The 13147-nt window shown below is 59.9% G+C and carries 12 protein-coding genes; 8 read left to right on the forward strand and 4 right to left on the reverse strand.

Annotated elements, in window-relative coordinates; translation table 11 throughout:
* Positions 1-69: 69 nt before the first annotated feature.
* Positions 70-1059 (reverse strand): zinc-dependent alcohol dehydrogenase family protein, encoded by a 990-nt coding sequence (locus EJ067_RS21835; protein ID WP_126087312.1) that lies wholly within the window; start codon positions 1057-1059, stop codon positions 70-72.
* 100 nt (positions 1060-1159) lie between these two features.
* On the opposite strand from EJ067_RS21835, the gene EJ067_RS21840 reads away from it, so the two are divergent.
* Complete coding sequence (locus tag EJ067_RS21840) at positions 1160-2056, forward strand: LysR family transcriptional regulator (RefSeq protein WP_126087313.1); 897 nt, start codon at positions 1160-1162, stop codon at positions 2054-2056.
* A gap of 91 nt (positions 2057-2147) precedes the next feature.
* Here EJ067_RS21840 and EJ067_RS21845 read toward each other — a convergent pair whose 3' ends face one another.
* The 3 genes from EJ067_RS21845 to EJ067_RS21855 all read right to left on the reverse strand — a co-directional run bounded on the left by EJ067_RS21845 (position 2148) and on the right by EJ067_RS21855 (position 5741).
* Positions 2148-3263 carry a branched-chain amino acid ABC transporter substrate-binding protein gene (locus tag EJ067_RS21845; RefSeq protein WP_126087314.1) on the reverse strand — a complete coding sequence of 372 codons (1116 nt, stop codon included), beginning with the start codon at positions 3261-3263 and terminating at the stop codon, positions 2148-2150.
* 76 nt (positions 3264-3339) lie between these two features.
* Positions 3340-3924 carry a hypothetical protein gene (locus EJ067_RS21850; protein WP_126087315.1) on the reverse strand — a complete coding sequence of 195 codons (585 nt, stop codon included), beginning with the start codon at positions 3922-3924 and terminating at the stop codon, positions 3340-3342.
* Positions 3925-4106: 182 nt separating this feature from the next.
* Positions 4107-5741 carry a sigma 54-interacting transcriptional regulator gene (locus EJ067_RS21855; protein WP_126087316.1) on the reverse strand — a complete coding sequence of 545 codons (1635 nt, stop codon included), beginning with the start codon at positions 5739-5741 and terminating at the stop codon, positions 4107-4109.
* A 186-nt stretch (positions 5742-5927) separates the two neighbouring features.
* Here EJ067_RS21855 and EJ067_RS21860 point away from each other — a divergent pair, with 186 nt between their 5' ends.
* From EJ067_RS21860 to EJ067_RS21890, 7 genes are read left to right on the forward strand one after another with little or no spacing between them, the layout of a single operon-like run.
* The gene (locus EJ067_RS21860) at positions 5928-7184 is read left to right on the forward strand and encodes a CoA transferase (protein ID WP_245468009.1); all 1257 of its coding nucleotides are present in this window, start codon (positions 5928-5930) and stop codon (positions 7182-7184) included.
* Between the two features lie 57 nt (positions 7185-7241).
* Positions 7242-8021, forward strand: coding sequence for an enoyl-CoA hydratase-related protein (locus EJ067_RS21865; RefSeq protein ID WP_126087317.1), 780 nt, complete (start codon positions 7242-7244; stop codon positions 8019-8021).
* A gap of 4 nt (positions 8022-8025) precedes the next feature.
* The gene (locus EJ067_RS21870) at positions 8026-9642 is read left to right on the forward strand and encodes a class I adenylate-forming enzyme family protein (RefSeq protein ID WP_126087318.1); all 1617 of its coding nucleotides are present in this window, start codon (positions 8026-8028) and stop codon (positions 9640-9642) included.
* Positions 9639-10406 (forward strand): enoyl-CoA hydratase-related protein, encoded by a 768-nt coding sequence (locus EJ067_RS21875; protein WP_126087319.1) that lies wholly within the window; start codon positions 9639-9641, stop codon positions 10404-10406. Before EJ067_RS21870 ends, EJ067_RS21875 begins: the two co-directional genes overlap by 4 nt.
* A complete protein-coding gene (locus EJ067_RS21880) occupies positions 10399-11106 on the forward strand; it encodes an SDR family oxidoreductase (RefSeq protein WP_126087320.1) in 708 nt (235 codons plus the stop codon). The genes EJ067_RS21875 and EJ067_RS21880 overlap by 8 nt, the downstream gene beginning before the upstream one ends.
* Positions 11107-11159: 53 nt before the next feature.
* Complete coding sequence (locus EJ067_RS21885) at positions 11160-12272, forward strand: acyl-CoA dehydrogenase family protein (protein ID WP_245468010.1); 1113 nt, start codon at positions 11160-11162, stop codon at positions 12270-12272.
* Entirely contained in the window at positions 12269-13147 is an 879-nt protein-coding gene (locus EJ067_RS21890) for a 3-hydroxyacyl-CoA dehydrogenase family protein (protein ID WP_126087322.1), read from the forward strand. The genes EJ067_RS21885 and EJ067_RS21890 overlap by 4 nt, the downstream gene beginning before the upstream one ends.

Below are 13147 nucleotides of genomic sequence, written 5' to 3' on the forward strand. Positions count from 1 at the left end.
GTCTCCTCCGGTTTCTAGCGTCTGAGCGGCCATTTGGGCCGCTCAGACGCTAATTGATTTGCGACGCCTCTAAAGCGACACAACCACTTTGCCAAATTGCTCGTTCGATTCGAGATATCGATAGGCCTCAACGATATCTGCAAAATCAAAGGTCTTGGCGATAACAGGCTTCAGTGATCCGTCAGTCAGTCCGTCGACAATGAATGTCTTGGCAGCTTCGAGGCGGCGAGGGTCCTGAACGATCTCGTGTACAAGATAACCGCGCAGCGTCAGACATTTGCCCAACACCGTGAATAGCGGGAAGGGGGTGGGCTCGGGGCTGAGCCCACCATATTCGAGCAGAATGCCACCGCGGGACATGGCAGCGGTCAGCGGATTGAAAATCGAGCCACCAACAGCGTCGAGAACGACCCGCACGCCGGCCGAGCCGGAAATTGCCTTCAGCCGGGCTTCCAGGTCTTCCTCGTTTGCCGCGATCACGTGGGTAGCGCCGAAACCGAGCAACGCCTGCTTCTTGGCTGAAGATCGCGTGATGGCAATTGGCGTGGCGCCAACCTTATTCGCGATCTGAATGGCTGCTAGTCCGACACTGCTTGACGCTGCAGTAATGGCGACGAAGTCCCCGGCGCGCAGTCGGGCGATCTCGATCAAAGCGCCATACGCCGTGAGAAACTGCATCCATAAAGCGGCAGCAGCTTCGAAGCTGAGGCTCGCAGGGTGCTTGACGATGTGCACGGCCGGGAATGTGGCGAGTTCGCCGTGGGCCGGATATTCGATCATCGAGATCGGCGGAATAGTACTGACAACGTCACCTGGCGCGAAGCCGCTGACGCCAGCACCGACGGCATCAACGATGCCGGCGGCCTCGAGGCCAAGACGCGAGGGCAATTCAGGGGTCTCGATATAGGTGCCGGCGCGCATCAGCGCTTCGGCGCGATTGAGGCCGATGGCCTTCACGCGAATGCGGACTTCCCGAGGGCCAGGAGGCGCCACATCGATAGTGTCGATGCGCAGGACTTCCGGCCCACCAAACTCATGAAAACGAACGACTTTTGTCATTGTGACTCCTAACGATTTCCATCGAATTGGCTTTACCATGCGTTAATTACCGGGATATACCGGTCGAAATGCAGATCAGACAAAACTATGAGTTTGGAATATGGACCGTCTCACAAGTATGACCGCTTTCGTCAAAGCCGTAGATCTCGGTTCGTTCGAAGCGGCGGCCTCTGCCCTTCAGATGTCCGGGCCGATGGTTGGAAAGCATGTGCGCTTTCTGGAGGAACGGCTCGGTGTTCGATTGCTGAACCGCACCACGCGAAGGCAGAGCCTGACCGACATTGGCAAGATCTACTACGAGCGATGCCGCATCATTCTTACCGAGGCTGAAGCCGCCGACGCGCTCGCAGCCGATCAGCTCTCGGAGCCACGAGGTAAGCTGAGAGTTACAATGCCGGTCCATTTTGGCCGGCAATGCGCTGCCCCCGTGATGCTGAATCTGGCCAAGCGCTATCCTGGATTGGAGTTGGATCTCTCTTTCACCGATCGGCTTGTCGATCTTGCTGAGGATGGGTTCGACCTCGCAGTCAGGACAGGAGAATTGACCGATAAGGCCGGCCTGATGGCCAGGCGTCTCGCGCAGCAACACATGATCGTCTGTGCTTCGCCGGGCTACATTGCCGAGCGTGGCCTGCCGCAAGATCTGTCCGATATCATGCAGCATGAGACAGTGGTCTATTGGCGCGCCGGTCCAGTTCCTCCTTGGCTGTTTCCGCGCGATGGGGAAGCGCCTTTCGAGATTGTTCCGTCGAGCCGATTTCGCTTCGATGATCTCAATGTAATTGCCGACGCCGCCGCAGCAGGGGCCGGCCTTGCATGGCTGCCCTCATGGCTGGTGCGCGCTTATATCGCCAATGGCAGCTTGAGGGATGTGTTTCCGACGGCGCCGAGCTTTCCTTACGACGCCTATGCTGTCTGGTTGCGGGCGCCGCTGATGCCAGTCAAGTTGAGGCTTGCCATAGACGAACTGGCAGCATCCTTGCCGAGATTGATGTGAGAGCTCAGGAATGGCCGCCTGGGTGTAGTGTGGCAATGGGCCGGACTGTCGTTCGACCCGCCAATATCGAGCCATCAGGCATTGGAGATCGTCATTCGGCCGCCGGTTTGAAGGTAAGGTGGCCGTCCGCGTCCTTGATCCATTGATAAACGATGAACCCTGGAAGCTTCGGATCGCCCTTGTCATCAAAAGCGATGCCGCCAAGCACCGTCTTGAAGGGCCCTTTTTCATGCAGGGCCCTAGCCACTGTCTGGGGATCGTTCGAGCCCGCTGCCGCCGCTGCCCCAGCGATCACCTGGACCGCCGCGTAGGAATAGAGTGTATAGGCTTCGGGATTAAATCCTTGCGCCCTGAATCTGGCAACCACGTCCTTGTTGTCGGCATCAAGCGTGGGATCCGGGCCAAAGGTATGCAGCGTACCGACAACCGCTTCCCCAGCGATTGACGGCAACTCATTAGACACAATGCCATCCCCGGACATCAGTGTTGCAGAGAGGCCCTGGTCCTTCATCTGGCGGATGAGCAATCCCGCCTCGGTGTGCATGCCGCCCCAATAGACGAGCTTGACGTTTGCGTTTTTGAGTTTGCCAATCAGGGTCGAAAAGTCCTTCTCACCGAAGTTGACGCCTTCATAGGCAACCTCCTTGAGGCCGGATTCGTTCAGCACACGTTGCGTTTCGTCGGCCAGGCCTTGTCCGCCTGGCGTCTTGTCATGGACAATCGCGATATTGGCGCCTGCAAAATGTTTGGTGATGTACTTGGCCGCGACCACACTTTGCTGATCGTCACGGCCGCAGGTGCGGAAAGTGTTCCACATGCCGCGCTCAGTGTAGTTCGGCTTGGTCGTGGCGGGCGTGACCGCCAGGATTCCGTTTTCGGCATAGATCTCCGAAGCCGGGATAGAGATTCCCGCGTTGAAGTGACCGACGACGAAGCGCACACCATCAGCGACAAAGCCATTGGCAACCGAGATACCCTGCCTGGGGTCCGAAGCATCGTCGCCGATCTTCAGCTTGATTTGCTCCCCATTCACGCCGCCCGCCGCGTTAATGTCGGCAACGGCCATCTCCGCGCCTTTCTGGAGCTGCGCGCCAAAGGCGGCATTGCCACCAGTGATAGGCCCAGCCACGCCGATGAGAAGATCGGCTTTGCTGGTTGCGGTAAAGGTAATCAGAATGCCCAAGGCAATCCCGATTGATCGGAACATGTCTTCCTCCCTTTTGGTTGTGCGCCTGTGAATCCGTTGCCGCGGCCCAGGCGAAAGCGCGCGCCGGATCGCGTGGTCAGCGCACGAGCGGTAGCGCTTCGGGCTGCTCGGTGATCACCAGATCGGAGATGGGTTGGTAGAAGGCCTCATTAACGCCTGCGATTGCAGCGTAAGCGGTATCCGATTTTTCAACGGATAGGCCGAGAAGCGGGGTGTGCCTGTCGAGGCCGACAGATCGGAACCATCTGGTGCCGGGTCGCTCGGCATCGATTTGGGAATGGGCATCCGTCGCGGATGCTTCCGACGCGCCCTCGAATGAAACCAAGCGCAACAACTCGCCTGGTCGCAGCCTGGGTGCCGCCACCGAATGCCCGTTACGGGCTTCAAACAAGTCGCGGCTCCAATCGACGATATAGGGGCGCCATTCGAAGAAGCCCCAGTCGCTTGTATATTCCTTGGTGGTGAAGGCCTCCGCTGAAGCGATCGTCCAGAAGGCGAGATAATTTCGCCCCGATCCCGAGACGCGTCGAAATCGCTGCACGGTCAGGAAGTGTGGCTTTGCCAACATCTGCCCCAGCTTCGGACCGCTATACCACTCGTTCCAGGCGGCCTCGCGTGAGGCGTCGTTGAAGTTGCAGCGTACGACATAGGCGAGATTCATATTCATCCTCAGACAGGCGCGGCGATCTGGCCTGGTCCTGCAACCAATGTGCCAGTTAGGCTGGGAGGCTTCGGACGGTGGTAAAACATCCTTCGGGTAGGCTTAGCTGCCTTTCTGGGGGACACGGAAGTCACTGAATGCCTGTGCTGCGGACAGTGACAGCATTCCATGGGCTATCTCCGCTAACGGTCGACGTCTCCGAGAACCTTGTAGAGATAGGATCGTGAAATGCCGAGCTCATCGGCGACACGTTTCTTGTTCCCGCCATAGACTTGCATTGCTTCCCGTATAAGTGCGGTTTCGGTACGCTCGATGGCATCCTTCAACCGCGGCAGACTGGCTCGGGGCTCCCGTTCAAGCGGCAGTTCCGAACGCGCGGCGCTCGCTTCCAGGCCGCCATGTCGGATCAAGGTTTCGGTGGTGATCAGACCGTCCTCGGCAAAGATGAAGGCCCGCTCGATGACGTGACGAAGCTGGCGGACATTGCCGGGCCATGTCCGCTCCATCAGATAGGTCGCCGCGCTCTCGCTCATCTTCGGCGCCGGTCTACGGTGAATACGCGAGAACTCATCCAGGAAATGCGCAGTAAGCAGTTCGATGTCCTCAACACGCCTGCGAAGCGGCGGCACTTCGATGACGACCGGTGAGATCCGGTAGTAGAGATCGAGACGAAACTTCTCTTGCGAGACGAATGACTGCAAATCCCGGTTGGTTGCCGATACGAGGCGAAAGTCGACATGCCGCGGGCGCTCGCCACCGACACGTTCAACGACCCGGTCCTGCAGGACGCGTAGCAACTTGGCCTGCACGTCGAGCGGCATGTCGCCGATCTCGTCCAGGAAGATGGTGCCGTCAGCGGCCTGTTCGAACTTACCCTTGCGGCCCTTCCGATCGGCGCCGGTGAAAGCGCCGCCCTCATAACCGAAAAGCTCCGATTCGACCAGATTGGCGGGGAGCGCCGCAGCATTGACCATGACAAGCGGATTGTCGCGACGTGGGCTCAAGCGGTGCAGCGCATGCGCCACCAGTTCCTTGCCCGTCCCGCTCTCGCCGGAAATCAGCACCGGGACCTCCAAGGGCGCCACCTTTGCGATCTCTGTTTTAAGGCGCTGCATAGGCGCGCTTTCGCCGATCAGGTGCTCGAGGCCGAAACTGCGTCCGCGCAAGGCGGCTGCTTCGCGGCGATGGAACTCGACCTCACCCTCCAATTGACTGATGCGCTTACTCAGCGCGGCGAGTTGTTCAGGGCCCTTGAACATGATTCGGCCGATCGCGCCGAGGGTCTTTCCGTCGCGCAGAATTGGCTGCCGCGAAACCACGCGCTCAACGCCGTTCATGCGCTGGATCTCCCCGATCTCGGGGCGCCCCGACCGCACGACCGAATCCAATCTTGTGTTTTCGATGACGCGCGCGACGGGACGACCATTGGCTTCGCCATGTCGCAGGCCAAAAAAGGCCTCGTGCACGGGCGAGATGTAGACGAGGCGCGCCTCGCGATCGACCACCGTCATGGCCTCGAAGGGATCGGTCAACAGCTTCTCGATGATGTCGTAGGCGAAGTCGACGGAGCCGATGAATTCAAGAACCGCGTTGCGGCTCGTGCTGATCAAGATGACGTCGCCATCGGCGTACGAAGAGATGAGCGCCGAATAGTCCTTGCCGCGCAACAAGAGCGGTTGCAGCCGTCGGGTTCTCGCTTCCGCTATCCATTCCCGGTCAGTTGCAAGGGCGCGCACGCGGGGATCTGCACCAGCGCCGCACGCAAAGACGACGCCCTTACCCGTCTGGGTAACCACAAGGCCCTCAATGCCCGACATCCCACCCTCCAAACGAACAAGTGTTGTCAGAAAAGACACACCAGCGCAGTCCGCTGTACTCGATGAATACAATCAGACAGGGCTGATGTAAATCTTAGCCGGATTTCGGTTCAAGATTCTTCGCGTGAGGCTCGGGGCGCAATTGGCATGCGGCTTGCTACGAGTGGCTTAGCAGCGAGGAACCGCATGTCGCATAACCACATGATTGCAAGAGGCTTGCCGCTCGACCAGCTTCCCGTCGCGCAAGAAGGCAACAAGGGCTTTGACCTGCTAGAGGGAGTGCGTGTGATCGATTTGACGACCTCGATCGCCGGTCCTTATGCCGCGCAATTGCTCGCCGATTTCGGCGCCGACGTAATCAAGGTCGAGCGGCCTGGCGGCGATGATGCTCGGGCATGGGGGCCGCCCTTCCTTGACGGCGAGTCGCTTTGGTTCGAAAGCGTCAACCGAAACAAGCGCAGCCTGTGTCTGGACTATAATCAGCCGGAAGGCGTGGGGGTCTTGCGCGACCTGGCCGAGAGGGCCGATGTTATCCTAATCAACACCTCTGTACGGGTCGCCGCAAAGCTTGGCCTTGACCAGGAAACCGTGCGTTCGTGGAACCCCCGGCTGGTCTATGTCTCAATCACAGGTTTCGGAATGACCGGGCCCCGATCTGATTTGCCCTGTTACGACCTGATCGCAGAGGGGTATTCAGGCATCATGGACGTCACCGGCGCGGCTGACGGAGATCCGCAGAAGGTCGGCGCACCCGCGGCCGACATGTTGGCCGGCCAGGACGCCGCTCTCGCGGCAATAGCGGCGTTGATGCGACGCGCCCGAACAAACGTGGGCGCAACCGTCGACATCGCTTTGGTCGATTCGATGTCGCGCTTTGTCGCCTGTCGCATCGTGCCGTTCCTAGGCTCTGGCGAAATCCCCCGGCGGTCCGGCGGTAAGGATAGTGTGATTGCAATCTACCAGGCGTTTGAGACCGCCGATGCGCCGATCACGCTTGGGCTTGGCAATGACAATATCTGGCAACGGTTCTGGGAAGCGCTCGGCAAGCACGAAATCGCTGGCGACGATCGCTTCGCCAGCAACGCCCTACGACGCGAGTGCAGGACAGAGATTGTAGGGCTGATCCAGGAGGTTCTTCTGAGCAAGCCTCGCGCCCATTGGCTGTCCCTGTTTGCCAGGGCGCGGATACCGGCCGGACCTATAAACCGTGTCGATGACCTCGTCAGCGACCGCCACCTGCTCGAGCGCGGCCTGTTCTATACCTTGCAAAGCGGCGATCGCAAAGTTCCGCAGGTTGGCATCGGCATCCAGGTTGATGGCGAGGTCAGCAGGCCGCGGCTTGGGCCACCGCTTCTCGGCGAGCATAGCGCCGAGATACTCGAAAGTCTTTTGGGGTACGATCAGGAGCATCTCACGGATTTGCGGCGCCTGAAGGTGGTCTAGCCACAAACGAACAATGTCGTTCAGCCGGCAAACTGCAAGCAATAGGGACCAGGATCAATGAGCTACGATACAATCATCTACGAAGAAGACGGTCCGATTGGGACGCTTACGCTCAATCGTCCTGACGATGGCAATATGTTCAACCTGACAATGTGCCACGAAATCCGAGATTGCCTGAACGAGGTCCGCCGTGAAACGCGCACGCGCGTGATCGTGCTGACCGGCGCAGGCGACCAGTTCTTCTGCGTCGGTGGCCGTAAGGATGAGATGGAGGATAGCCTGCTTTATGCCGGCACGCTCCCCACTCTGGAAATGTACGAGACGATCGATCGGCTGCAGAAACCTGTCATTGCCTCAGTCAACGGTTTCGCGGTCGGTGGCGGCAACGTTCTGCAGATGGTTTGCGATTGTACGATCGCCAAAGAGAGTGCCGTCTTCCGACAGGTCGGGCCGATGGTCGGATCCTTCGATGCTGGCTATGGCACCTGGTACCTGGAAGATCTGGTCGGCAAGAAGAAGGCGAAGGAAATCTGGTACCGCAACCCGAAGATTCCGGCCCGTGAAGCGCTTGAGCTCGGTTTGATCAACAAGGTGGTGCCCGACGCCGACCTCAAGGAGGAGACGCTCAAGTTTGCGCTGGAGATCGCCGAGCGCGGCTCTTTTGCGCTTGCCTCGATCAAGGCGGCCTTCAACGCTCGCCATGGTGGCGTGTCGGGTCTGTCCCGCATGGCACACGACCTGTTGCTGCGGGCCTATCTCGAGACGGATGAGAGCCTTGAACTGGCAAGCGCCTTCACAGAGCGGCGCAAGCCCGATCCCTCCAAATTCGGGGCCTGACGCGATGCGCCCATATCTGACGCTGCACCATCCTACGGTGGCGCGCGACTATTATGATGCAGGGCTTTGGCAGACGGATACGTTCTATTCGCTGCTCCAGCGCAACGCTCGCAGGCGACCCGACGATGCGGCCCTGCAAGACGGCCGTTCCGGGCTGTCGTGGGCAGAGCTATTGGCGCGTGTCGATGGGGTCGCGGCAGATCTGAGGATCTACGGCCTTGTACCTGGCGATCGCGTCTCGATCTGGATGTCCAACAAGATTGAGGCCGTCATCCTATTCCTGGCCTGCGCGCGCGAGGGCTTTGCCTGCAATCCTTCGCTTCATCGCACCTATACTTGCGCGGAAGTCGCAGGGCTTATCAATCGGCTCTCCGCGCGCGCCCTGTTAACGGAAGAAGGGTGGGGCGCGGACCGAGCGACGGCAAAGTTCGATCAATTGCTCGCCGGTGTGCGATCGCTGAAGATCGTATACACGCCGGAAAGTCTGCCGGTCGCCGCTCCGAATCTGGCGGAACCGTCCCACGATCCCGACAAGGTCGTCTACCTCGCCTTTACATCCGGCACGACAGGGACACCCAAATGCGTGATGCATTCCGACAACACGCTGTTGGCGAATGCGCGCGAACTCGTGCGCGACTGGGGCCACGGGCCACAGACGGTTGTCATGGTTTTGGCTCCGCTCTCGCATCACATTGCCTGGGTGGCAGTGTCACAGTGGCTTTTGACCGGCGGGCGTTTTGTCACCGATGATCCACCACAGGGCATGAGCCGCCTTGACTGGATTCTGAAGAACGGCGCCACCTATGTGCTTGGGGTACCTACGCACGCGATGGACATCCTGGCTGAGCAGCAGCAACGGGGTCTGCCGCGGCTTGGAAGTGTGGCGACGTTCTATATGGCTGGGTCTCCCATCCCGCCTTCCGTGGCGAGCGCTTTCCTGGCGCAGGGGATCAAGGCACAAAACGTCTACGGCATGACCGAGAACTCCTCTCATCAGTACACGCATCCGGACGATGATGAGCTGACGATCGTCAACACCTGCGGGCGAGGGGGTAACGCTTATCGGGTGCAGATCTTCGATGCAGCTGATCAGGATGTAGCTCTGCCTGCCGGCCAGATCGGTCAGATCGGCGGTAAAGGCGCTTCGCTCATGCTTGGCTATTTCGATAACCAAACCGCGACCGAAGGTAGTTTCAACCGTGAGGGCTGGTTCATGTCCGGGGACCTCGGCATCCTCGATGAGAAGGGCAATCTGCGCATAGAGGGCCGCATCAAGGACGTCATCATTCGTGGCGGCCATAACATCTACCCGGCGCATATCGAGGCGATTGCATTGCGCCATGCTCAGGTCGACCGGGTTGCATGCTTTCCTGTCGCCGATGTCCGGCTCGGCGAAAAGGTCTGTATCGCCGTGATCGGCACCGTCGACCCGGGCGAGCTGCTCGAACACCTGGCCCGCGAAGGTCTGTCTCGGTTCGACATGCCGGAGTACTTCATCAGGCTTAGCGAGTTGCCTCTGACCCCAAGCGGCAAGGTGCTCAAACGCGAGCTGGTCGAACAGGTCAAGCGCGGCGAGATCGCCCCTACGGCCATTCGCTACCAGGCGAGGACGCCGGCATGAGTATCACCCTCGATCGGAAGGACGATTGCGCCATCCTGACGATAGATCGCCCGGAGAAACTCAACGCACTGTCGTTTTCGGTGCTCGCCGAGTTGGACGGCGTGCTGGAACAAGCCGCAAGCCTGCCTGTGCGCGCCCTGGTCGTTACGGGCGCCGGTGACAAGGCGTTCTGCGCCGGAGCCGACATTGAAGAGTTACGCGGGCGCAGCCAGACCGAACAGCAGCGCGGCGCAGAGTTTGGTCAGGCGGTGTTCGAGAGACTTTCACATTTTCCCGCGCCGTCGATCGCCGCCATCAACGGATATGCATTCGGCGGCGGGCTGGAGCTCGCCATGGCATGCACCTTTCGTATTGCCGTACGGACCGCGCGTCTGTCGTTGCCCGAGATCAAGCTTGGCCTAATTCCGGGTTATGGGGGAACCCAGCGCTTGCCGAGACTGGTTGGTGAGGCGCGCGCAATGGAACTCATTTTGACCGGGCACATGATCGATGCCGAGGAAGCCTTACGGATCGGCCTCGTCAACAGCGTGACTGATGGGGATCCGGTGGCAGCAGCTATCGAATTCGCAGGGGCATTCATGCGCCATGGCCTGGTGGCGCTGCGGTTGGCGCGATCCGCGGTTGCGAGGGCGCTCAACAATCCGATCCAGGAGGGGCTCAGGATCGAAGCCGATCTGTCAACCCTGGCCTATCAGACACATGATTCTGAGGAAGGCATGGCCGCCTTTCTGCAGAAGCGCAAGCCGGAGTTTCGAGATGCCTGAGCAGCAGATCATCGTCACCGGCGCGAGTAAGGGGATTGGCGCTGCCATCGTTTCAGACCTCGATCGGCGCGGCTTCATTGTGGCTGGTCTTTCACGATCCGGCGAAGTGCCTGCGGGCTATGGGCTTGCTTGCGACGTCTCCGATCCGCATTCGATTGCAGCCGCAGTGGATGCGGTGGCGGCCAGAGGCTACATCTCTGGCGTTGTGAACTGCGCCGGAGCGCACGCATCAGGCCCGAGCACGGACTTGCCGGTCGAAGGCTTTGAAAACACCATGCGCCTCAATGCGACGTCGGTGCTGGCCGTCTGCCAGCAAGCCTATCGCCATCTGGTTCGTGCCGAGACGTCGCTGATAGTTAATATCGGCTCCTTTTACGACAAGCTCGCCGTGGCAGAGAACGTCGCTTACTGCGCCTCGAAAGCGGCGGTCGGCGCGATCACCCGTTGCCTCGCGGCCGAATGGGCCAAGGACGGGGTCCGGGTCATCAATATTGCCCCTGGATATATCGAGACTGATCTTAACCGCGAGTTTCTTGCCAAGGACAAGATCCGCGCTTGGATCGGCAAACGAGTACCGGTCGGACGGACCGGCAAGCCGGATGAAGTAGCCAGGCTCGTCGGCGCGCTGTTCGCTGAAAACATCGGCTTTTTGAGTGGCGAGACGATCTATCTGGACGGTGTGCAAGGGATCAATCTGTAATGAAGTTCCTCGATCAACTCGACCGCCGGCGCGGCTGGTCGTCAGACGAGCGCATGGTTCTCGACCAGGTGCGCCGGCTTTGCCAGGAATTGATCGGCCCAAGGGCCGAACACCATGACCGGACGGGCGAGTTTCCCACCGAGAACCTCGCCGCGCTGAACGCCCTTGGCCTGAACGCGATCTTCATTCCGGAAGCCTATGGCGGCTCGCCGATGTCATACCGGCTCTACCTCGAAGTCGTGAAAACTATTGCGGAGGCTTGCGCGTCGACTGGCATTATCTACGCAACGAACTTCCATGGCATGAAGCCTCTGGTGGACTTCGGCAGCGAAGAACAGAAAGCGAGGCTGCTGCCACGCATCGCGGAAGGCGGTATCGGTGCGCTGGCGATTACCGAGAACAGCGCCGGTTCGGATGCTACGGGCATGAAGACGCGCTTTAGGCCCGACGGTGACGAGATTGTCGTCGTTGGCAGCAAGCTCTTCATCACCAATGGCGATGTCGCCGACCTCATCCTGCTGTTCGGCAAATGGACTGAGATCGACGATGCCCGCGCGGCGATATCGGTTCTGGTGTTCGAGAAGGGAACGCCAGGCTTCGAGGTGGTGCGGCTCGAAGACAAGATGGGGCATCGCGGTTCGTCGACGGCTGCGATCTCGTTTCACGAATGCCGGGTTCCACGCGCAAATCTCTTAGGCAACCCCGGGGACGGGCTTCGCATCCTGCTTGCGTCACTCAACAAGTCGCGCCCCAGCATCGCGGCGCATGCGCTGGGCATTGCCCGCGCAGCGTTCTCCGATGCCGTCGCATACTCGAACCAGCGACGTCAATTCGGCCACGCCTTGCTTGAATTTCAGGGCAACCAATTCACCTTCGCCGACCTATCGGTGGAGCTCGCCATGGCGGAGCTGTGGCTCGACTATGTCGGCCGGCTGGTCGACGACGGAGAGACCGACTTTGGGCTGGAGGCCTCCATGGCGAAAATGCGAGCATCTGACCTTGCCATGCGTCTCAGCACCGAAGCGGTCCAGATGCACGGCGGCTACGGCTATTGCAGGGACTACCGCGTGGAACGCCTGATGCGTGACGCCAAGATCACGCAGATCTGGGAAGGCACCAATCAACTGCATCGTCAATTGATCGGCAGGAGTCTCATCGCCAAATGAGCAACATAAAGACAGTAGGGGTGTGTGGTGCGGGCGGCACCATGGGGGCCGGCATCGCGATTGTGGCGGCGCGGGCGGGCTTCCGCACCATTTCTTTCGACACATCGGCTGAGGCGCTCGAGCGGTCAAGGCAGAGCACGGCCACCTTCTTCGGCAAGTCCGTGGAACGGGGCAAGATGACGACTGCGGAGCGGACTGCCATTCTCGACAACATGCGGTCGACTACCGCGCTTGATGATCTGGGTGAATGCGACCTGGTCATAGAGGCGGTGTTCGAGGACCTGGAGACCAAGCGCCATCTGCTTGGAGCGCTCGACAGAGTATGCGGGCCGCAGACAATTTTCGCCTCAAACACCTCGACCTTGTCCATCACCGAGATTGCGGCTGGTTCGAGGCATCCGGAACGGGTGGTCGGCATGCATTTTTGCCTGCCGGCACAGTTGATGAAGCTCATCGAGATGTCGCCGGGCCTGCTGACTTCGACCGAGACCTTCGCTGCTGCCTGGGATTGGACGGAGGTCTGCGGTCAGATCCCGGTCAAAACCCAAGACAAGCCGGGCTTCATCCTCAACGCGCTCCTGGTGCCATTCAACAATGACGCCATCCGGGCCGTGGAAGCCGGCGTTGCATCGCCGGCAGACATCGACAAGGCGATCAAGGTGGGCCTCGGTTACAAGATGGGGCCGCTGGAGTTGCTCGACCTGATCGGCCTCGACACGCAGATAAGGCTGTCGGAAGCCTTCTATCCCATCACGCTCGACGCACGCGCAGCGGCGCCGCCACTGCTGCGGCGGATGGTTGCCGCGGGCCTGCTCGGGCGAAAGTCGGGAAGGGGGTTCTTCAGCTATGCCGGCGACAAGATGTTCGGAGCTTGA

This window comes from Mesorhizobium sp. M1D.F.Ca.ET.043.01.1.1, assembly GCF_003952385.1.
In the GTDB taxonomy this organism is placed as follows: Bacteria; Pseudomonadota; Alphaproteobacteria; order Rhizobiales; family Rhizobiaceae; genus Mesorhizobium.

What these genes read in the sequence shown, in the direction of transcription:
- EJ067_RS21835 (WP_126087312.1), bottom strand. Translation starts at nt 1,059, where the DNA reads ATGACAAAAGTCGTTCGTTTTCATGAGTTTGGTGGGCCGGAAGTCCTG.
- EJ067_RS21840 (WP_126087313.1), top strand. Translation starts at nt 1,160, where the DNA reads ATGGACCGTCTCACAAGTATGACCGCTTTCGTCAAAGCCGTAGATCTC.
- EJ067_RS21845 (WP_126087314.1), bottom strand. Translation starts at nt 3,263, where the DNA reads ATGTTCCGATCAATCGGGATTGCCTTGGGCATTCTGATTACCTTTACC.
- EJ067_RS21850 (WP_126087315.1), bottom strand. Translation starts at nt 3,924, where the DNA reads ATGAATCTCGCCTATGTCGTACGCTGCAACTTCAACGACGCCTCACGC.
- EJ067_RS21855 (WP_126087316.1), bottom strand. Translation starts at nt 5,741, where the DNA reads ATGTCGGGCATTGAGGGCCTTGTGGTTACCCAGACGGGTAAGGGCGTC.
- EJ067_RS21860 (WP_245468009.1), top strand. Translation starts at nt 5,928, where the DNA reads ATGTCGCATAACCACATGATTGCAAGAGGCTTGCCGCTCGACCAGCTT.
- EJ067_RS21865 (WP_126087317.1), top strand. Translation starts at nt 7,242, where the DNA reads ATGAGCTACGATACAATCATCTACGAAGAAGACGGTCCGATTGGGACG.
- EJ067_RS21870 (WP_126087318.1), top strand. Translation starts at nt 8,026, where the DNA reads ATGCGCCCATATCTGACGCTGCACCATCCTACGGTGGCGCGCGACTAT.
- EJ067_RS21875 (WP_126087319.1), top strand. Translation starts at nt 9,639, where the DNA reads ATGAGTATCACCCTCGATCGGAAGGACGATTGCGCCATCCTGACGATA.
- EJ067_RS21880 (WP_126087320.1), top strand. Translation starts at nt 10,399, where the DNA reads ATGCCTGAGCAGCAGATCATCGTCACCGGCGCGAGTAAGGGGATTGGC.
- EJ067_RS21885 (WP_245468010.1), top strand. Translation starts at nt 11,160, where the DNA reads ATGGTTCTCGACCAGGTGCGCCGGCTTTGCCAGGAATTGATCGGCCCA.
- EJ067_RS21890 (WP_126087322.1), top strand. Translation starts at nt 12,269, where the DNA reads ATGAGCAACATAAAGACAGTAGGGGTGTGTGGTGCGGGCGGCACCATG.